General features: G+C 73.0%; 16 protein-coding genes. 4 read left to right on the forward strand and 12 right to left on the reverse strand.

The window, feature by feature from the left end:
* Positions 1-54: 54 nt before the first annotated feature.
* The 3 genes from ACGF3H_RS07820 to ACGF3H_RS07830 are packed head-to-tail and all read right to left on the reverse strand — an operon-like array spanning position 55 to position 3,175.
* On the reverse strand, positions 55-975 hold the full coding sequence (locus tag ACGF3H_RS07820; protein WP_362496752.1) for a carbohydrate ABC transporter permease: 921 nt from the start codon (positions 973-975) through the stop codon (positions 55-57).
* Complete coding sequence (locus ACGF3H_RS07825; RefSeq protein WP_362496749.1) at positions 972-1,874, reverse strand: sugar ABC transporter permease; 903 nt, start codon at positions 1,872-1,874, stop codon at positions 972-974. The genes ACGF3H_RS07820 and ACGF3H_RS07825 overlap by 4 nt, the downstream gene beginning before the upstream one ends.
* Positions 1,875-1,882: 8 nt before the next feature.
* Complete coding sequence (locus ACGF3H_RS07830; RefSeq protein WP_362496746.1) at positions 1,883-3,175, reverse strand: extracellular solute-binding protein; 1,293 nt, start codon at positions 3,173-3,175, stop codon at positions 1,883-1,885.
* A gap of 243 nt (positions 3,176-3,418) precedes the next feature.
* On the opposite strand from ACGF3H_RS07830, the gene ACGF3H_RS07835 reads away from it, so the two are divergent.
* Positions 3,419-4,462, forward strand: a complete 1,044-nt coding sequence (locus ACGF3H_RS07835; RefSeq protein WP_362496744.1) for a LacI family DNA-binding transcriptional regulator — start codon at positions 3,419-3,421, stop codon at positions 4,460-4,462.
* A 114-nt stretch (positions 4,463-4,576) separates the two neighbouring features.
* Positions 4,577-5,956, forward strand: a complete 1,380-nt coding sequence (locus ACGF3H_RS07840; RefSeq protein WP_362496742.1) for an amidase — start codon at positions 4,577-4,579, stop codon at positions 5,954-5,956.
* Positions 5,957-5,980: 24 nt separating this feature from the next.
* Here ACGF3H_RS07840 and ACGF3H_RS07845 read toward each other — a convergent pair whose 3' ends face one another.
* Positions 5,981-6,463 carry a GNAT family N-acetyltransferase gene (locus ACGF3H_RS07845; RefSeq protein ID WP_362496739.1) on the reverse strand — a complete coding sequence of 161 codons (483 nt, stop codon included), beginning with the start codon at positions 6,461-6,463 and terminating at the stop codon, positions 5,981-5,983.
* 46 nt (positions 6,464-6,509) lie between these two features.
* A complete protein-coding gene (locus ACGF3H_RS07850) occupies positions 6,510-6,686 on the reverse strand; it encodes a hypothetical protein (RefSeq protein WP_239764780.1) in 177 nt (58 codons plus the stop codon).
* Between the two features lie 475 nt (positions 6,687-7,161).
* On the opposite strand from ACGF3H_RS07850, the gene ACGF3H_RS07855 reads away from it, so the two are divergent.
* On the forward strand, positions 7,162-7,605 hold the full coding sequence (locus tag ACGF3H_RS07855) for a hypothetical protein (protein WP_362496735.1): 444 nt from the start codon (positions 7,162-7,164) through the stop codon (positions 7,603-7,605).
* 214 nt (positions 7,606-7,819) lie between these two features.
* On the opposite strand, the gene ACGF3H_RS07860 is transcribed toward ACGF3H_RS07855, so the two are convergent.
* From ACGF3H_RS07860 to ACGF3H_RS07885, 6 genes are all read right to left on the reverse strand, one after another.
* On the reverse strand, positions 7,820-9,322 hold the full coding sequence (locus tag ACGF3H_RS07860) for an SDR family NAD(P)-dependent oxidoreductase (protein WP_362496733.1): 1,503 nt from the start codon (positions 9,320-9,322) through the stop codon (positions 7,820-7,822).
* A gap of 184 nt (positions 9,323-9,506) precedes the next feature.
* A complete protein-coding gene (locus ACGF3H_RS07865; RefSeq protein ID WP_362496730.1) occupies positions 9,507-10,847 on the reverse strand; it encodes a wax ester/triacylglycerol synthase family O-acyltransferase in 1,341 nt (446 codons plus the stop codon).
* 236 nt (positions 10,848-11,083) lie between these two features.
* Positions 11,084-13,696 carry a PA14 domain-containing protein gene (locus ACGF3H_RS07870; protein WP_362496727.1) on the reverse strand — a complete coding sequence of 871 codons (2,613 nt, stop codon included), beginning with the start codon at positions 13,694-13,696 and terminating at the stop codon, positions 11,084-11,086.
* Positions 13,697-13,858: 162 nt separating this feature from the next.
* The gene (gene glgC, locus ACGF3H_RS07875; RefSeq protein ID WP_362496725.1) at positions 13,859-15,079 is read right to left on the reverse strand and encodes a glucose-1-phosphate adenylyltransferase; all 1,221 of its coding nucleotides are present in this window, start codon (positions 15,077-15,079) and stop codon (positions 13,859-13,861) included.
* A 54-nt stretch (positions 15,080-15,133) separates the two neighbouring features.
* Complete coding sequence (glgA, locus tag ACGF3H_RS07880; protein ID WP_362496722.1) at positions 15,134-16,309, reverse strand: glycogen synthase; 1,176 nt, start codon at positions 16,307-16,309, stop codon at positions 15,134-15,136.
* 42 nt (positions 16,310-16,351) lie between these two features.
* Entirely contained in the window at positions 16,352-17,170 is an 819-nt protein-coding gene (locus ACGF3H_RS07885) for a (2Fe-2S)-binding protein (RefSeq protein ID WP_362496719.1), read from the reverse strand.
* 227 nt (positions 17,171-17,397) lie between these two features.
* Here ACGF3H_RS07885 and ACGF3H_RS07890 point away from each other — a divergent pair, with 227 nt between their 5' ends.
* Positions 17,398-18,786, forward strand: a complete 1,389-nt coding sequence (locus tag ACGF3H_RS07890; protein WP_362496716.1) for a DMT family transporter — start codon at positions 17,398-17,400, stop codon at positions 18,784-18,786.
* Here ACGF3H_RS07890 and ACGF3H_RS07895 read toward each other — a convergent pair.
* Complete coding sequence (locus ACGF3H_RS07895; protein WP_362496715.1) at positions 18,776-20,056, reverse strand: transglycosylase family protein; 1,281 nt, start codon at positions 20,054-20,056, stop codon at positions 18,776-18,778. The two genes, ACGF3H_RS07890 and ACGF3H_RS07895, sit on opposite strands and share 11 nt — an antisense overlap.
* Positions 20,057-20,258 lie beyond the last annotated feature (202 nt).

Genomic DNA, 20,258 nt, shown 5'->3' on the forward strand with positions numbered 1-20,258 from the left:
GCGGTGTCCTTGCTGGGGTGAAGTACGGAAGTCGGCCCTCGGCCGGGACGGCGGTCAGCCCTTGACGGCGCCCTCGCCGACGCCGCGGAAGAAGTACCGCTGGAGGCAGGCGAAGAGGACGATCAGCGGCGCCACGGCGATGATCGTGCCGGCCGCGACGAGCCGCTCGTCGTTGGCGAAGGTGCCGTGCAGGTAGTTGAGGCCGATGGTCAGCGTGAACCTGGACGGGTCGCTGAGCACGATCAGCGGCCACAGGAAGTCGTCCCAGGCGCCCATGAAGGCGAAGATCGCGACGACGGCGAGGGTGCCTCGCACCGACGGCACCGCGATGCGGAGGAAGCGCTGCCAGACGTTGGCGCCGTCGACGTAGGCGGCTTCCTCGATCTCGTAGGGGAGGTTGAGGAAGGCGTTGCGCATCAGCAGCACGTTCAGGGCGCTGACGGAGCCGGGCAGGAGGACGCCGACCAGGGTGTTGTTGAGGCCGAGTTCCCGCATGGCGGTGAACTGGGCGATGATGATGCCCTCCACGGGCACCAGCATCGCCAGGACGAACACCAGGGTGGTGACGCGCCGGCCGCGGTAACGCAGGCGGGCCAGGGCGTAGCCGGCGAGGGCGGCGCCGACGCAGTTGGTGACCACGTTGGCCGCGGCGACCTTCAGCGAGTTCAGGGCGTAGTCCCACACGGGGATGGTGTCGGTGACCCGCTCGTAGTTGTGCAGGGTGGGGTCGGAGGGCAGGAACGTGGGCGGGGAGCTGAAGATGTCCTCGGCCGGGCCCTTCAGCGAGGTCGACAGCTGCCACAGGAAGGGGCCGATGGTCAGGGCGAGGACGCCGAGCAGGAGCAGGTAGCGCAGGGCCAGTTCCCACCCGCGTACCCGGCGGCCGTGCTCGTCGGTGATCCGGGGTTCGCGTTCCCGCTCCCGGGCGCCGGCCGGGGGCTTCCCGGTGGGCCGGGTCTTCTCGACGACGCTCACGAGTCCTCCTTACGGTCGGCGCGCAGGACGAGCAGCATCAGGGCGACGGTGACGACGAAGACGACGACGGAGATCGCGGAGGCGTAGCCGACGCGGCCGGTCAGGCCGGTGCCGGTGCGCTGGACCAGCATGACGAGGGTGGTGTCCTCGCCGGCCGGGCCGCCGCTGGGGCCGGCCATCAGGTAGACCTCGGAGAACACCTTGAAGGCGGCGACCGAGGAGAGGGCCGCGACCAGCACCATGGTGGAGCGCACGGCGGGCACGGTGACGGTGAGGAAGCGGCGGACAGCGCCCGCCCCGTCCACGGCGGCGGCCTCGTGCAGCTCACGGGGCACGTTGGCGAGCGCCGCCAAGTAGATGATCATGTAGTAGCCGAGGCCCTTCCAGACCGTGACGGCCATGGCGCTGAGCAGGATCAGCCACTGGTCGCTGAGGAAGCCGACCGGACTCGCGCCGACCGTCTCCAGCAGGGAGTTGACCAGGCCGCGCTCGTCCAGCAGCCAGACCCAGATCAGTCCGACGACGACGATCGAGGCGACGACCGGGGTGTAGAAGGCCGAGCGGAAGAAGGTGATGCCGGGGATGTTCTTCTGCACCAGCAGGGCGAGCAGCAGCGGCAGCAGGACGAGCGCGGGGACGACCCCGAGGACGTAGAGGGTGCTGTTGCGCAGGCCGGTCCAGAACATGTCGTCGTGGAGCAGCTCGCGGAAGTTGGCGAGGCCCACGAACTCGCCCGGGACCAGGGTGCGGCGGTCGGTGAAGGCGTTGACCAGCGTGGAGACGAACGGGTACAGGATGAACGCGCCCGTGATCAGTAGGCCGGGGGCGGCGAACAGCCAGGGACTGGTGGGCAGTTGGCGCCGCACGCGCCGGGTGCCGGTGAGGGTGGGACTCGCCATGACGTCCCTCAGCCCTGCTGCTGGAGGAGCCGGTCGCACGCCTCGACAGCGTTGTCGAGAGCTTCCTGGGGGCTCTGCTTGCCCTGGAGCGCCTTGGCCACCTCGTTGCGCAGCTCGGTCTTCATCTGCTCGCTGAACAGTACGGGCGTGTAGTTGACCGCGTCCTTCAGCGACTCGGCCGCGGCGACGCGCACCCGGGTCTCGTCGGTCCCGTCCTCCTTGGTGAAGTAGGGGTCGTCCAGCGAGCCGGCGGTGCTCGGGAAGATGGCGACCTGCTTGGCGAACGACATCTGGTGAGCGGCGTCGGTGACGTAGTGGGCGAAGGCGACCGCGGCGGGCTTGCGCTTGCTCTGCGCGTTCACCATCAGGCCCATCACGTACATGTTGACGTGGCCGGTACTGGTGATCTGGTCGGTGATGCCGATGTTCCTGTACAGGGTCGGCGCCTGCTTCTTGAAGTTGGCCAGGTCGAGCGCGCTGCCCGGGTTCATGGCGACGGCTCCGGTGAGGAACTTCTTCCCGGAGGACTCCGGGGTGGCCGTCAGTGCCTGCGGGTCGAGGGCCTTGGCGTCGTACAGCTCCTTGTACCGGGTGAGGAGTTCGACGCCCTTGGCGTCGTTGAAGGTGAAGGCGGTGCCCTCCTCGTTCATGAGCGGTACGCCGTAGCGGCCGAAGTCCTCGACGGTGGGCACGTTGGCGAGCGTGGCGACCTCGCCGCCGGTCTTGTCGGCGATCTTCAGTGCGGCGTCGAAGACCTCGTCGTACGTCTTCGGGGGCTGCTCGGGGTCGAGCCCGGCCTTCTCGAAGAGGGACTTGTTGTAGAAGAGGGGGCCGGTGTTGAGGTACCAGGGGAAGGCGTACGTGCCCTGCTTCCCCGGCACCTGGTGGCTGGCCCAGGCGCCGTCCAGGTACTCCTTCCGGTACTGACCGGCGGCCTTGTCCAGGTCGAGGGCGAGCCCGGCCTCGGCGAGCGGGGCCACGAGGTCCGGGGAGACGTTGACGACGTCGGGCAGGGTGCCGCCGGCCGCGTCGGCGCTGATCTTGTCGGCGTAGCCCTCGCCCGGCTGGTCGACCCACTTGACGTGGGTGCCGGGGTACTTCTTCTCGAAGTCGGCGATCAGGCCCTCGAAGTAGGGCTTGAAGTTGGCCCGCAGGTTCCAGGTCTGGAAGGTGATGTCGCCCTCGACCTTGCCCGAGGCGTCGGTCGACCCGCTCCCGTCACCCCCGGAACCGCAGGCGCTGAGCGGCAGGACGAGGGCGGCCAGGGCGGCGACGGCGAAGGTTCTGCGCGAAGTGGGCACGGTGGCACGTCTCCCTGAAGACGTCGGCGGTGGGATGCCAGCGACCATGCACGGGGGCTTCGGAGAAAGTCAATGGATTCACGGGAACTAAAGAAATGAGGCGCACATTAGTACAGGTCAGAGTGGTAGTGGCCGGACACTTGCCCCTTTCTACTAATGCGCTTTAGGATCTCGACGCTCAAGCGCTTTAGCTCTTGTCTCCACCATGCGTCCGGGTTTCACGTTCTGAGGAAAGGAGCGCCCATGCCGGCCAGACGGCCCGCCGCGCGCCGGCCGACGATGAAGGACATCGCACGGCGGGCCGGGGTCTCGGAGAGCGCGGTCTCCTTCGCGCTGAACGGCCGTCCGGGGGTCTCCGAGATCACCCGGGACCGGGTGCGCCGGGTGGCCGAGCAGCTCGGCTGGCGGCCCAGCACGGCGGCCCGCGCGCTGTCCGGCGAGGGCGCGGCCACGGTCGGGTTCGTGCTGGCGCGGCCCGCGCACACCCTCGGCGTGGACTCCTTCTTCCTGCAGCTCGTCTCCGGCATCCAGGAGGTGCTGGCGCGGCGCCATCTCGGTCTGCTGTTCCAGGTGGCAGAGGACGTCGACGACGAGTGCGCGGTGTACCGGCGCTGGTGGGCCGAACACCGCGTGGACGGCGTCCTGGTGGTCGACCCGCGCACCGACGACCCGCGTCCCGGCCTGCTCGACGAACTCGGCCTGCCCGCCGTGGTGATCGGCGGAGCGCCGGACGAACGGCACCCGGGTCTGTCGACGGTGTGGGCGGACGACGCCGGCGCGATGGCCGCGCTGGTGGACGGGCTGCACGCGCTCGGCCACCGGCGGATCGCGCACATCGCGGGGCTGCCGGGCCTCGCCCACACCGAGCGCCGGATCCGGGCCCTGCGCGCCGAGGCGGCGCGGCGCGGCCTCGAGGTGCAGTCGGTGCCCACCGACTACTCCGACGCGGAGGGAGCCGCCGTCACCCGCCGGGTCCTGGAGGCCGCCGCTCCCCCGACGGCCCTGATCTACGACAACGACGTCATGGCCGTCGCAGGGGTCGCCGCCGCGGCCGGCCTCGGTTTCTCGGTGCCGGCGGACGTGTCCGTGGTGGCCTGGGAGGACTCGGCGCTGTGCCGCATGGTCGAGCCGTGGCTGTCCGCGCTGTCCCGGGACAGCGTGGAGTTCGGCCGCACGGCGGCGACGGAACTGACCGCCCTGCTGGACGGTGGCCCGGCCCGCACGGTGGGCGTGCCGGTGCCGCGGCTGATCGAGCGCGACAGCACCGGACCGGCCCGGCCGGCCTGAGCGGGGGCCGACGCGGCCCGGGCTCTCGACGCGGAGGCGTCCGGGCGGGCAGAGTGCTCTCTGCGTACTCGCCAGTAATTCCGTCCCCGCACCGCACCGCACCGAGGAGCTCCCGTGACCGACTGGCCCGGCCGGACCGCCGCCGAGATCGCCGCCGCCGTACGTGAGAAGCGGGCCACGCCGCGCGAGGTGGTGGCGGAGCACCTCGCGCGGATCGAGCGGCTCGACGGCCGTGTCGGCGCGTTCCGGACGGTACGCGCCGAGGCGGCCCTCGCGGAGGCCGAGGAGGTGGGCGCCCGCGGTGATCTGGCCGAACTGCCGCTGGCCGGCGTCCCGGTGGCCGTCAAGGACAATCTCCCGGTGCGCGGCGAGTCGACGCTGGTCGGTTCCGCCGCGACGCCGGACACGCCCGCCGCGGCCGACCACGTCACCGTGGCCCGGCTGCGGGCGGCGGGCGCGGTGGTCGTGGGACTGACGAACGTGCCCGAACTGTGCGTGTTCGGCACCACCGAGGGCGTGCACGGTACCTCCCGCAACCCGTGGGACCCGGCGCGCACGGCGGGTGGTTCGTCGGGCGGCAGCGCCGCCGCGGTCGCCGCCGGGCTGGTGCCCCTCGCGCTGGGCAACGACGGCATGGGTTCGCTGCGGATCCCGGCGGCCAACTGCGGCCTGGTCACCATCAAGCCGGGACACGGCGTGGTGCCGGCCGGCATCGGCGACGGCGACTGGTTCGGCATGTCCGAGAACGGGCCGCTGGCCACCACGGTGGAGGACGCCCGGGTGATGCTCTCGGTGCTCGCGGACGATCCCGACGAAGGCCCCGCGGTCGGTCCGGCGGGCGGCGGACGGTTCCGCCGCGCGGACCCCGGCAGCCTTCGCGTGGCCGTCTCCCCACGCAGCCCGCTCGCGGGTGTCGCCGTCTCCCGGCCGTACGCGGACGCCGTGCGTGAGGCGGCCGGGGTACTGATGCGGGCCGGGCACCAGGTGCGGCGGGCGGACCCGCCCTACCCGGCGTCGCTGGGCCTGACCGCCGTGGCGCACTGGACGGCGGGGACGTCGGTGGACGCGCGGGGTCTCGACCCGCGCAGGCTGGCTCGGCGCACCCGGGTGCACGCGGGCGTCGGGCGGCGCTTCGTACGCACGGTGTCCACCGGAGCGGGCCGGCAGCGGCTGCGCGATCGTCTGGAGCCGTTCTTCGCCGAGTACGACGTCCTGCTCACCCCGGCGCTGGCCCGCCGCTCGCCCCAGGCCGGACCGTGGCACGAGCGGGGCTGGCTGCGCAACGTGGCGGCGAACTCGGCGTATTCGCCCTTCACCCCGCCGTGGAACCTGACCGGCTGGCCCGCGATGTCGGTGCCCTTCGGCACGCTGCCCTCGGGCGCCCCCTGTGCCGTACAGCTGGTGGGGCGCCCGGGGTCGGAGGCGGTGCTGCTGGAGCTGGCGGAGCGGATCGAGGCGCTGCGCCCGTGGCGGCGCACGGCGCCCCTGGACTGAACGGCCCCCGGGCTCCGGCGGGCCCTAGAGGGCGCGGTACATGATGTGCAGGCCGACCGGTCCGTGCCGCGGGTGGTCGAAGGCGTCGGGGACCGTGCCGAGGATCGTGAAGCCGAGGGAGGTCCAGAGCCCGACGGCCGGGTTGGTCTCGACGACGGCGTTGAAGACCATCCCCCGGTACCCCTCGGCCCTGGCGGACTCCAGGACGTACTCGGCGAGGGCGCGGCCCGTGCCGCGGCCGGCCCGGTCCGGGTCGACCATGAAGCCCGCGTTGGCGATGCGGGCGGCGGGGCCGCCGTAGTTGGGGGTGACGTAGGCGGAGGCGACGACGGTGCCGGTGTCGTCCTCGACGACGTGGACGCGTTTGGCGGGGTTCATCCACAGGTTCCGGGCCACGTCCTCGGGGGTGTCCGGGTCCCAGGCGTAGGTCTCGCCGGCCGCGACGATGCGGTGCCAGAAGGGCCAGATCTGCGGCCAGTCGGCGGCCGTGGCTTCCCTGATCAGCATGGGCGTGAGTCTCGCACGCCCACGCGTCCGGCGGGCCTCGCGGGGGTCAGTCCACGCTGGGCAGGATGTGCGGCTCGGCGAGGTCTTCCTCGTAGCCTGCGAGGCGGATGGGGGCGGAACGTGCCCACACGTCGAGGCTGCCGATCTCTCCGGGTCGGCGTCCCGCGCGCTCGGCGCGTTCCTTGGGGCGTTGTTCGGGGTTCGTCGTCGTCTCCGGTGTCACCGCGCACTCCTTATGTGTCGGGTCACCCTCGGGGCCTGTCGGCCAGTCTGCCGTCCGGCACCTGGCGCCCGCTCGGGTCTGAGTCGCATGCAGTTCGGACGCGGTGGCGCCGGTAACTCGTGCGGGAGCGGGCCGATGTGGATTGGCTCGTCCCATGACGGACCGTGGGTGTGGGTAGGCACCCGGTCCTGCTCGTCCGTCCGCTCCAGATTAACCAAATGAGCGGGGGTGCGCTCTATGGGGCTCCAAAACATGGGGCAACCATTGCCCGCCGCCCCGCGCACAGTTGGGGACAGTCTGCCGTGAATCGCCGTCTTTCGCCCGGCAACCGGCTCACCCGTTCGGCCCACACCGTCGGCCACACCTTCGAATATCGGCACCGGTGGCCGTGCCGTTCAGGTGCCGTTGGCTGCGCCGCAAGCTCGCCATGGTGCGCTGGCGGTCCGCATCGGCTGTCTCGTGGGAGGACCGGGGCATGGAACTGCGCAGCGTCGAGGAGCTGATGGACCTGTTGTACGCCTGCCGGGGCGCACGGGCGTCCTCCGGTCGGGGCGGCGGCCCCGTGGATCCGCACGGGCACGCGCTCCGGACGGCCGCGCTGCTGCGCCGGCGGCGCCCCGCCGACAAGGAGCTCCAGGTGGCCGGCCTGGTGTCCGTGGTGGGGGCGCACCTGTGGCCCGGCGGTCCGGCCGGGCGCACGGCCGACGTGGTACGGCCCCTGCTCGGACCGCGCGTCGCCCGCCTGCTGCACGGGCACGCCCTCCCGGACGGCCGGTCCCACGACGACGACCTGCTCAGCCTGCGCCAGGCCGGCGAGGAGGCCCGTACCGCCGTCTTCGACGCCGGGGTCCTGGAGGACTGGCGCACGGTGCTGGAACTGCTGGCGGCGCGCAACTCGCGGCTGGGAGCGGTCGACTGACCGGTCGCGCCGCGGGTGCGCGGGCGTGCCCGAGATCAGGACGGCCACGCGATGCCCCCCGAGAACGGGGCGACAGGCCCAGGGGCGGGCCTGCATGGGATCGAACCACGAAGTACGCGGGACCGGCGCACCGGGCACGCCGGCGCACACCCCACGGTAGGACGGAGGCCGGCGAACGGGCCAGCGGATTACGGCCGTTGGCCCGGCGCCGGGTTCACCACTTGCCGGGCGCGTAGTCCTTGAGGAAGACGCCGTACAGGTCCTCGCCCGCCTCGCCGCGCACCACCGGGTCGTAGACCCGGGCGGCGCCGTCGACGAGGTCGAGCGGGGCGTGGAAGCCGGCCTCGGCCAGGCGCAGCTTGTCGTAGTGCGGGCGCTCGTCGGTGATCCAGCCGGTGTCGACCGAGGTCATCAGGATGCGGTCGGTGTCGAACATCTCCTGGGCACTGGTCCGCGTCACCATGTTCATGGCGGCCTTGGCCGCGTTGGTGTTCGGGTGACCCGCACCCTTGTAGCCGCGGGCGAACACGCCCTCCATCGCCGAGACGTTGACGACGTAGGCGCGTCCGGAGGACGCCCTGCGCGCGGCCTCGGCCATCGCCGGCCGGAGCGCGCTGATGAGGATGAACGGCGACGTGTAGTTGCACAGCTGGGTCTCGAGCAGCTCCACCGGGGAGATCTGCTCGATGGTCTGCACCCACGTGTTGGTGTCGACGACGTCGGGGAGCAGCCCGCCCGCGTCGATGGCGGTGCCCTCGCGGTGCCGCATCACGCTGGCGTTGCCGGCGACCAGGGCGAGGTCGGCCACCTTCTGCGCGTCGAGCCCCGAGGCGCCGACGGGCAGTGCGGTCAGTCCGTCCACGGCGCCGGAGCCGAAGGCGCCGATCACGTGGTGGGCGGGCAGCTCACCGGCCGGCAGCGGGGCGCTCTCGCCCTCGACGAGGGCGGCGTACGCGGAGGGCAGGCGGCGCACGGTCTGGGTGGCGTTGTTGATCAGGATGTCGAGCGGGCCCTGCTCACGGACCTGGTCGGCCAGCGCCACGGCCTGGGCCGGGTCGCGCAGGTCGATGCCGACGACCTCCAGGCGGTGGATCCAGTCGGCGGAGTCGTCCATGGCCTTGAAGCGGCGGATGGCGTCCTTGGGGAAGCGGGTCGTGATCGTGGTGTGCGCGCCGTCCCGCAGCAGCCGGAGCGCGATGTACATGCCGATCTTGGCCCGGCCGCCGGTGAGCAGCGCGCGTTTGCCGGTGAGGTCGGCGCGGGCGTCGCGCCGGGCCCGGTTCTCGGCGGCGCAGTCCGGGCAGAGCTGGTGGTAGAAGTAGTCGACCTCGACGAAGCGCTGCTTGCAGACGTAGCAGGAGCGGGGGCGCTGGAGTATCCCCGCGATCGTGCCCTCCTCCGTGCGGGAGGAGGGCAGGATGCCCTCGGTCTCGTCGTCGATGCGCTCGGCGGACCCGGTGGCGGTGGCCTCGGTGACCGCCTTGTCGTGGGCGGTCTTGGCGGCCCGGCGCTCCTGGCGGCGGCGCTGCTTGACCATCCGGTAGATGTGCGAGGTGGCCCGGCGGACCGCGATCGCGTCGGGGTGGTCCACGTCCAGTTCGTCGAGCTCCGCCAGCACGCTCAGGCAGACCGCGAGCCGCTCCGGGTCGATACCGGGGCCGTACGCGGGGGCGGCCACCTCGTCCGTGGTCGCCGGGCCGTCCTGTGTCACCGTCATCGCCGCTGCCGTTCCCTGGGTCACCGTGGCGGCGCTCCGAGTCGCGGCCGCTGTCGAACAGCGGATTTTATTCAGCGCCGGGCCCGGATCCAAACCCGCCGGGGTCGCGGCCCGTCTCCCGGATCGGCCCGGTCGCCACGGTCGGTGCTGCTGGACGCCCCGGGGACGATCCGGACGACTGCCCTCAAGGGCCGCAGGCAGTGAGCAACGTCTCCACCTCCTCGGACAGCGCCAGGGCGAGCCGGTCCAGGTCCGGCACCGCCTCGGCGTCGGCGACCAGTCCGTAGTGGACCCGCCCCCGGTACGTCGAGACGGCGACCGCCAGGGCGTGGCCGCGCGCCAGGGGCGCCAGCGGGTAGACCTCCGTGAGCGGGTGCCCGCCGAGCCGCAGCCCGAGGCTCGGCAGGGGCACGCTGGTGACCAGGATGTCGAACCAGAGCCGCGCGGCCTGGCCGACCAGGGGTCCGCCGAGCCGGTGGCCGAGCGCCGGCACGTGGTCGGCGAGGAGGGCGACCGCGCCGGCTCCCCGTCCCGGTCCGGCGTCCTTGTTGCGGTCCATGGCGGCGCGCACCGTGCCGAGCCGGGACAGCGGGTCGGGGTCGCCGACCGGAAGCCGTATCAGGTAACCGGAGAGCCGGTTGCCCTGCGGATGGGCGGTGCGGGGCCGACGCTGGGAGACGGGGATCAGGGCGCGGGGCGCGACGCCCTCGCTGCCGTCGCCCCGCTCGTCCAGCCAGCGGCGCAGGGCGCCGGCGACGACCGCGATCAGGACGTCGTTGACGGTGCCGCCCTCGGTCTTGCGGATCCGGTGCACGTCGTCGAGGTCGACGGCCACCCCCGCGGTGCGGCGGGTGCCGGAGGACTCGGCGCCGAGGGCGGGCGAGGTGCGCACGTCGAGGGTGGACAGGGCCGCGGCGGCGCCGATGTCCAGGGCGCGTCCCGCGTCGGAGAGGGCGCCGCGCACCAGACCGGGCAGCGTGCGCACGTCCGGCAGGAGGCCGCGCCGGGGCGCCTCGGGCCGGGGCCGGGGCGCGGGCATGTCCATCGGGTCGAGGACGCCCGCCGCGAGGGTCAGGGCCCGCAGTCCGTCGGCCAGGGCGTGGTGGAACTTGAACAGCACGGCGAACGCCTCGCCGTCCGCGTCCGGCAGCACATGGGCCTCCCAGGGCGGCCGGCCCCGCTCCAGCGGGCGTTCCATCAGGCGGCCGGCCCGGGCGTGGAAGTCCGTCGTCGGGGCGTGCAGCCGGACGTGGTCGAGCGGGTCGAAGCGCGGGTCGGGCTCGCGGGTGGCGCCGCCGAAGGAGAAGGGCCGGCGCAGGGCGAGCGGGGGCTGCCACGTGTCCCGGATCCGCATCCGCAGCCCCGGCACTCCCGGCGCGCGGGCCGCGAGCAGGTCCGCCGCGTGGGCGGCCGCGGTGGGCGAGTGAGCCGGGAAGACGCCGAGCGCCGCGAGGTGCATGGGGTGCTCGGCGGACTCGATGTTCCAGAACGCCAGGTCGAGAGGGGCGAGCAGATCGGAAGTCAAGGGCTGCCTCGCAAGGACGACGGGTGGACAAGCAGTCAATCGCCCTCTGCCGATTACGGTCAAGTACGATCAAGCTACGCACAGTTAACAGCAGGTAAAAGTCCGGCCCCTCGGAAGGGGCCGGACTCGTGCAACTCATGGGAGGGCTCGTGGTCGGGCCCGCCCCTGCGGCGCACGCGGCACCGCACTTCCCCACCCGGACGGCTGCGGGCCGACCGGGGGGCCGTGCGAGGTGCTCAGCCGGCCGGGCACCCCGCGGGGGCGGGCCGGGACGCGTCGCGGATCAGGGCCTGGTGCGCGGCCCTCATCCGCTCGGCGTCCGGCTTGAGGACCTCGCGGTCGTAGGTCGTCAGCCCGTTCAGCTCGCCCTCGACATCGGTGATCTGGGTGTAGACGGCGCCGTTGCTCCCCCGGCAGACGAGGGCGCGTACCTCGTCGAGCCTGGCCAGGTAGTCGTCGGTGTACGTCGCCGGATCGACGTCGACGTACGACTGCTGCACCGACCAGGCGTGCCCGGGCACCGCGAGGCCCAGGCCGCCGTACTCGCCGCTGACCAGGGCGCGTTCGCCGTCCGGGCGGGGCGGCAGGGCGGGGCTCGGGTAGCCGTGCTCGTCCATGATGTCGCCCGCCCCTCCGTCGGCCCCGAGGTTCAGGCCCGACTGGTTGTTGACGAGGCGGGTCGGGTCCCAGGCCTTCGCCTGCGCGGCGACCCGGCCGATGTCGTACTGGCCCCAGCCCTCGTTGAAGGTGACCCACATGACGACCGACGGACTGCTGACGTGCTCGTCGATCATCTCCTTCATCTCGCGCTCGTACTCGGCGCGCGCGGCCGTGCCCGGGTTCACGCCGGCGGTCATCGCGGGCATGTCCTGCCACACCAGCAGGCCCAGCCGGTCGGCCCAGTAGAACCAGCGGTCGGGCTCGACCTTGATGTGCTTGCGCACCGCGTTGAAGCCGAGCTGCTTGTGCAGCTTCAGGTCGTACGCGAGGGCCTCGTCGGTGGGCGCGGTGTGCAGGCCGTCGGGCCAGAAGCCCTGGTCGAGGGTGGCCATCATGAAGACGGGCTCGCCGTTGAGCGTCGTGCGCGGCACGCCGTCCACCTTCTCGACGGCGACGGAGCGCATCCCGAAGTAGCTGCGGACGCGGTCGGTGCCGACGGTGACCTTCAGGTCGTACAGGAACGGGTCGTCGGGCGACCACAGCCGCGGGTCACGGATCCTCAGGGTGAGCGGCTCGCCGGTGCGCCCGCTCACCGTGGCGACCTGACGCTTCCCGGCGTACGCCGTCGCGCTGATCCGTACGCCGTCGCGCACGCCCCGGGGCTCGACCGTGAGGGTGCCCGCGTCGACGTCCGGGGTCAGCTTCAGGGAGTCGACGTGGTCCCGGGCGACCGGCTCCATCCACACCGTCTGCCAGATGCCGGAGCTGGGCGTGTACCAGATGCCGCTCGGGTCCAGGCGCTGCTTGCCGAGCGGCGGGTTCTCGCCGTCCGCCGCGTCGGTCGGGTCGTGGACGCCGACGATCAGCTCCTGGGTGCCGCCGGGCTTCAGCGCGTCGGTGATGTCGGCGCTGAACTTGTCGTAGCCGCCCTTGTGCTCGGTGACCTTCGTGCCGTTGACGTACACCTCGGACTGCCAGTCGACGGCGCCGAAGTTGAGCAGCAGCCGCTGTCCGGAGCCGATGTGCCAGTCGCGGGGCACGGTGAAGGTGCGGCGGTACCACATGCGGTCCTCGTGCCGCTCGATGCCGGAGAGCTGCGACTCCACCGGGTACGGGACGACGATCCGCTCCTTCAGCCGCTCGCCCACCGGCGGCTGCTCGCCGGCCTCGGCGGCGGCGAACTGCCAGCGGCCGTTGAGGCTGCGCCAGGCGTCCCGCGTCAGCTGCGGGCGCGGGTACTCCGGGAGGGCGTCGTCCGGGTCGACGTCGTCGGCCCACCGGGTGCGCAGCTCGTAGGTGGAGTGGTTCGCCCCGCTGCTCCAGAACGCCTTGACAACGTTGCCGTCGGCATCGGTGAGGCCCCCGGCACCGTCGTAGCGGACGTCGGCGGTGCCGGGCGCGGTGCCGGTGCTGTTGCCGACGACGGGCTCGCCGAGGGCGACGAGGAGCGTGGTGGGGTCGGCCGGGTCGACCGTGGCCTCGCCCAGGGGCCACGTGGCGCCGCCGATCACCGCTTCGAGGTGGTCGGTGAGGCCGGCCGGGGCCGCGGCGAGGGGCTGGGCGAAGTCGAGCTCCAGGGTGCGGCCGGTGGCGAGCACGGTGGTCGCCGTCGCACCGTCGTAGTCGAAGCCGTCGGGCAGCCGGAACGCCGACTGGGGCACCGGCTCCTTGGTGCCGCCGGGCTCGGTCCAGCGCAGGTGCAGGTTCGAGCCCCCGTAGTGCTCGAAGTACTCCAGCTTGATGTCGTAGGACTGTCCGGCCGTGAGCTCGACGGGCTCGGCGGTCTGCTCGCGGTCCCAGTCGTCGACCCAGTGGTCGATGGCGAGCCTGCCGTCGATCCAGAGGCGGAAGCCGTTGTCGCCGGTGACCGAGAAGGTGTGGGCGCCGGTCTTCTCCGGCACCAGCTTGCCGGTCCAGCGGACGCTGACGTCGTCGGACCGGCCGGTGGCGAAGCTCAGCCGCGGCTCCAGGGTGCCGAAGTCGATCTGCGGGTCGAAGCCGGTGGCCTTGAGCTCGTGGAAGTCGAAGGCGCCGGGGGCGGACTGGGTGTAGTACTCGCCCTTCAGACCGTGGGTGCCGTCGGCGGCGCCGTCGACCGCGCTCGCCTCCGGTACGGCGGCGAGTCCCGCGACGCCCAGGGCGGCGGCGAGCAGCAGCGCCAGTCTGTTTCTGAGTCGTTTGGTGCGCACTGACCCTCTCCTCGGGAACGGGTGGTGGCTGATGGCTCAGGACATCGATGTCATACATCGATGGAAAAGAACAGCAGTGGCATGACAACACGGATTCCGCTTGCAGTCCAGGGACATGACAACAGCACCGGGGGCATCCGGAGCCCCCGGCGGCCCCGTCCGTCACGGCACCCGCTGCCCCTTGCCCAGCGCGATCACGCCGCCCTTGGAAACGGTGTACAGGTCGGCGTCCCGCTCCGGATTGACACCGATCGTCGCGCCCGGCGGCACCTGGACGTTCTTGTCCAGCACCGCCCCGCGCACCACCGCGCCCCGGCCGATGTGCACGTTGTCGTGCAGCACCGAGCCCTGCACGACCGCGTCGGGGTCGACCACCACGCCCGGCGACAGCACGGACCGGGTGACCTGGCCGCGGATCAGACAGCCCGCGCTGATGATCGACTCGCTGGCCATGCCGCCGGCGTTGAACCGGGCCGGGGAGAGCTGGGTGGAGTGGGTGTAGATCGGCCAGTCGCGGTTGTAGAGGTTGAAGGCGGGCCGCTCCGCGATCAGGTCCATGTGGGCGTCGTAGTAGGCGTCGAGCGTGCCGACGTCCCGCCAGTAGCCCTGGTCCCGGGAGGTCTCCCCCGGGACGTGGTTGGCACTGAAGTCGTACAGCGCGGCCTCGCCCCGGTCGGTGAGCTGGGGCAGGATCGAGCCGCCCATGTCGTGCACGGAGCGCGGGTCCTCGGCGTCCCGTTGCAGGGCGTCGACGAGGGCCTTGGTGGTGAAGACGTAGTTGCCCATCGAGGCGAAGACGCAGTCGGGAGCGTCGGCGAGCCCCGGGGGGTCGGCGGGCTTCTCCAGGAAGCCGGTGACGGTGCGGCCGTCGGACCCGGGGGTGATCACCCCGAACGACGACGATTCACTGCGCGGCACCCGGATGCCGGCCACGGTCACGCCCGCGCCGGACTCGATGTGCTGGGTGAGCATCTGGCGCGGGTCCATGCGGTACACGTGGTCGGCGCCGAACACCGCCACGTACTCGGGCTGTTCGTCGTGGACGAGGTTCAGCGACTGGAGGATGGCGTCGGCGCTGCCCAGGTACCAGCGCGGGCCGAGGCGCTGCTGGGCGGGGACCGGGGTGACGTAGTTGCCGAGCAGGCTGGACATCCGCCAGGTGGTGGTGATGTGCCGGTCCAGCGAGTGCGACTTGTACTGCGTGAGGACGCAGATCCGCAGGATGTCGCCGTTGACCAGATTGGACAGCACGAAGTCGACCAGCCGGTACGTGCCGCCGAAGGTGACCGCGGGTTTGGCGCGGTCCGCGGTCAGGGGCATCAGACGCTTGCCCTCCCCGCCTGCCAGCACGATGCCGAGCACCGAAGGACCACCACGACGCATGGCCGCTCCCCTCACCCTCGTTGGTGGCCCATGCCTGCCCGTGGGCCCGACCGCCTATGCCTTTTCGAGCGTCTCCTCGTAGAGCCGGACCGTACGACGGGCGACCGCGTCCCAGCCGAACTCCTCCACCGCGCGCTCCCGTCCGGCCTCGCCCATGCGCCGGGCCGCCTCCGGGTCGCCGAGGACGGAGTCCAGTGCCCGGGTGAGGCCCTCCTCGAAGGCGTCGTCCGCGTGGTCGCCGCCGCTGTCGTCCCTGGGCACGAGTACCCCCGTTTCGCCGTCCGCCACGACCTCCGGGATGCCGCCGACCCGGGAGGCCACCACAGGCGTGCCGCAGGCCATCGCCTCCAGGTTGACGATGCCCAGGGGCTCGTAGACCGACGGGCACACGAAGACGGCGGCGTGGGTCAGCAACTGGATCACCTCCGGGCGCGGCAGCATCCGCGGGATCCAGTGCACCCCCTCGCGGGCCCGGCTCAGTTCGGCGAAGAGGTCGCGGAACTCCTGGTCGATCTCGGGGGTGTCCGGGGCGCCCGCGCACAGGACGACCTGCACGGCCGGGTCGATGCCGCGCACCGCCCGCAGCAGGTGGGGCACGCCCTTCTGGCGGGTGATGCGGCCGACGAACAGGACGTACGGCCGGGAGCGGTCCAGGCCGATCCGGTCCAGGGCGTCGGTCCCGGGGTCGGGCCGGTACAGGGTGGTGTCGATGCCGTTGTGGACGACGTGGACCCGGGACGCGTCCAGGGCCGGGTAGCAGCCGAGGATGTCCTCGCGCATGGCGCCGGACACCGCGACGACGGCGTCGGCGGATTCGACGGCGCCGCGTTCGGCCCAACCGGACAGGGCGTAGCCGCCGCCGAGCTGCTCGGCCTTCCAGGGGCGCAGCGGCTCCAGGGAGTGGGCGGTCACGACGTGCGGGATGCCGTACAGCTGCTGGGCGAGCCGGCCGCCGAGGTTGGCGTACCAGGTGTGGGAGTGGACGAGCTCGCGGCCCTCCAGGGCGGCGGCCATCGCCAGGTCCACGGAGAAGGTGCGCAGCGCGTCGTTGGCGCCGTCGAGCGCGGGCCACGGGCGGTGGCGCAGCACGCCGTCGGCGCGGCCCTCGCCCCAGCAGTGCACGTCCAGGTCGACGAGGCGGGCGAGCTCCCGGGCGAGGAACTCGACGTGGACACCCGCACCGCCGTACACGTCGGGCGGATACTCCCGGGTCAGCAGTCCCACACGCACCCGGAACCTCCCCTGCTCGGCGGCTGGTCCCCTCATGGTCACTCAGACGGGGCGCCCGGGGAAGAGCGCGGGAGCCTCGGAGGGAGAGGAGGCGGTGAGGAGCGGGGCGGTCGTGCCGGCCGAGGGGGGGCGGGAGAAGCAGCAGTCACCGCAGACGCCCCCGCCGGGCACCCGGTAGTAGAGGCAGCAGCTGCGACGCCGGAAGGCGGTGCCGGTCAGGGTGCCGGTCCCCGCGAGCAGGGGGTGCGCGAGCAGGCCGGTGGTGAGCGAGCGGGCGCGGGCGGCGTCGTCGGTACGGCCGTTGCCGCGCGCCCAGCGGTCCAGTTCGCGGGCGGCGCCGGCCAGCGCGGAGGCGGCGTTGCCCCACAGCAGCCCCGTCGCGAGGCGGTACCGGGCGCGCAGGGCCGCCGTCAGCGGTGCCAGGTGGGTGTCGAGCACGACCTCCGCCACGGTGGCGGCGTCCCCCGGCCGAGGGCGCGCCTCGGCGAGCCACAGGTCGTCGGGGGCGGCGGCGTCGGGGTCCCAGTGCAGCAGGCCCGGGTCCAGGTCGGGGACCCGGGCGTAGAGGACGGCGCAGCCGAGCGCCACCGACCACAGGCGGGCGGCGAGCCCCTGGTGCGCCACCGAGGCGGCGATCCGGGTCTCGGGGGCGCGGAGGGCGGCGGCGACCTTCCGGACGCGGAAGCCGAGGGGGTCGTGCGGGATGCCGTGCGTGGGTCCGTCGGCGGGCGCGCCCTCGGGGTCCTGGCGGCAGGCGTGGGCGAGGGTGGGGAGCGGCCGGTGCGCAAGCGGCCGGGAGACGCGCAGCACGAAGAATCCGCCGAGCGGGCGGAGGGCGGCGAGGCCGGGGTCGAGGTCCACGGAGAGCAGTAGTATCAAGGCCCCTACGGGGCGGGGTCAGGGGTCCTCGACGAAAGACGCCCACCCTGGGGAGGACGGCACCGTCTCCGTACTCCATCGGTAGTAGGACCCAATGAGTGCTCAGGGACGACGACGGGAAGATCCTGGCACGGCATCGTGTTCTTCATGGAAGACGACCGTTCGCCGCGCCGGGCCCCGGGCCCCCGCCTCACGCAGAGGAGCAGCCGATGAGCGCCCTCGCGTTGTCCGTGCTGCTGTCGCTCGTCTCCGCCGTGGCGTACGCGGGCGGAGCGATCGTGCAGGAGCAGGTCGCGGCGTCCTCCACCGGTGCCGAGTACGCCCCTCTGCGCCGGCCCGGCTGGTGGGCGGCGGTCGGCCTCAACGGCCTCGGCGGTCTGCTGCACGTGGTGGCGCTCGCCTACGGTCCGCTGAGCCTGGTGCAGCCGCTGGGGGCCCTCACCATCGTGTTCGCCCTGCCCATGGCGGCGCTGTTCGTGGGCCGCAGGGCCGGTGCGACGGCCTGGCGCGGCGCGATCATGGCGACGGTCGGCCTGGCCGGCCTGCTGTCCCTGGTCGGCGCGTCCGAGGCCCAGTCGCTGGACACGGCACAGCGCGTGGCGGTGGCCGTGGTGACGGCCGGTGCGATCGTGACGCTGATGATCGCCGGCCGGGCCGCGCAGCGGCATCCCGCGGTGCGCAGCGTGCTGTTGGCGACCGCGTCGGGCATCGCGTTCGGCATGTCCTCGGTCTTCACCAAGACGGTGGCGGTCGACTGGACCGGCGGCGTGTCGGTCGCCGACCTGCCGTCCCTGGCGGTGATCGGCGTGCTCGCCACGGCCGGCATGCTGCTGTCGCAGGCCTCCTACCGGGGCGCCGGCCTCGCTGCCCCGCTGGCGGTGCTGACGGTCGCGAACCCGGTGGTGGCGGCCGTGGTCGGCATCACGATGTTCGGCGAGTCCTTCCGCTACGGCACGACCGGCACCGCGCTCGCCCTGAGCTGCGGTGTGGTGGCCGCGGGCGGACTGATCCTGCTGACGACGGAACGGCTCGCGCGGGAGGCCGCGACGGGGGCCGACACGGAGGCCGTGCCGGACGCCGCGGTGCCGGAGGCCGGGGACGGGGCGGTCTTCGGGGGCGTGGTCCTGGAGGCGGAGGCGGCCTGCGCGTCCGCCGTGGCGCCGACGGACGGGTCCCCGGGCGTGGCGGTCGTGCCGGTCGCGCCGGTGGCGGTCGTGCCGGTGGTCCGCGCACCGATGGCTGTCGAACCGGTGGTCACGGTGGAACCGGCGCCCCGCGCACCGACGGCGGACGGACCGGGGGTCCGCGCGTCGGCGGCCGTCCAGCCGCTGCTCTCTTTCTCGGTCCAGGCGCAGCCGGTGCCCGGCACGTCCGCGGAGGGCGGGCAGCCGCGCGCGTCCCGACCCTCCAGGGTGTTCCTCCCCGGCCCGGCCCAGGTGCCGGCGCCGGTCACCGCGCCCGCCGCGGAGACGTACGCGGCCCCGGAACCGGCGGAGCCCGCGGCCGAGGACCTGATCGTCTCCTACGGGCCCTTCTACGGCAGCCCGTACGTCCCGCTGCCCGTCCTCGACCGGCGCCGGGTGCGGATCAGATCCTGACGCCGCCGGCCCGCAGGTACGCCACCGGGTCGACGTCCGAACCGAAACCGGGCCCCGTCCGCACCTCGAAGTGCAGATGCGGGCCCGTGACGTTGCCGGTGGAGCCCGACCGCCCGATGCGCTGGCCGGGGCCCACGGACTGGCCGTCCTTCACGGAGATCGCCGACAGATGCGCGTACTGGGAGTAGCGGCCGTCGGCGTGCCGGACCACGACCTGGTAGCCGTAGGAACCGCCCCACCCGGCGCTGACGACCCGGCCCGCGGCGACCGCCTTGACGGAGGTGCCGGTGGGGACGGGGAAGTCGACGCCGGTGTGGTAGCCCTTCGACCAGGACGAACCCGCCTGGTGGTACGGCGTGCCGGTGGAGGCGTCGACGGGGGCCACGAGGGCGTGACCGCTCGCGGCCTTGTCCTTGCCGGTGTCCGGGGACGACTTCTTGGGCTGCTTCTGCTTGGCCGGTTTCTTCTGCTGCTTCGGCTCGGCCGCCGGGGACGCCTTGTGCTCGGCGCGCGGCGCCGTGGCGGCACCCCCGCCGCGCAGCGCCAGCCGCTGGCCGGGCAGGATCAGGTCGGGGTCCGCGCCGATCGAGTCGCGGTTGGCCTCGTACAGGCCCTCCCAGCCGCCCGTGACCCGGTGGCTGTCGGCGATGCCGGACAGGGTGTCGCCGGTGACCACCGTGTACATGCGGGCCTTGCCGGCGCGGGACTGCGGTGTGGTCTGGGGGCGTACGTCGGGTGCCTTGCCGGTCGTCCCGGCGGTCTTGTCGGCCGTTTTCCGCGCGGACCCGCCGGGCGACGTCCCGGCGGCCTTCCCGTCCCGCTTCGCGGCGGATCTCTCCGCGCCCTTCTCGGCCCCCGCGCCCCCGGCCGGGCGGATGTCGGGCGTGTCGCCGCCCCTGCTCAGTCCGGCCCGCACCGAGCACACCGGCCAGGCGCCTGGTCCCTGCCCGTCCAGCACCTTCTCGGCGACGGCTATCTGCTGGTCCTTGGTGGCCAGGTCGGCGCGCGGCGCGTACGCGGTCCCGCCGAAGGCCTCCCAGGTGGACTGGGTGAACTGCAGGCCGCCGTAGTAGCCGTTGCCCGTGGCGATGTCCCAGTCGCCGCTGGACTCGCAGGCGGCGACCTTGTCCCAGGTGTCCACGTCGGCCGCCTGCGCGGTGCCGGTGCCGATGAGCGGGAGCGCGATCCCGGCGCCTCCCGCGGTGACGGTCAGTGAGGCCCGGTTGATCCTGTTCGGCTGGTACCGGCGGTGCCGGCCGCGTACGGCCATGGGTGTCCCCCTCGACATTGCGTCAGGAGGGGCAAAAGTAAGCGCCGCCAATCGGCCGTGACAAGGCGGCAATCGGCCGGTTGGTCCGGTCAAGTGGCGCAGAAGCGGCGCCCGTTGACCGCACGGTGCGTTCCGCCGCTGAGGCCGCGGGCGCCTTCCGTGCGTACTTCAGACCGCCGGGTCAGGACATGCGACCGGAGTA

This window comes from Streptomyces sp. NPDC048185 (genome assembly GCF_043202495.1).
Taxonomy (GTDB): Bacteria; Actinomycetota; Actinomycetes; order Streptomycetales; family Streptomycetaceae; genus Streptomyces.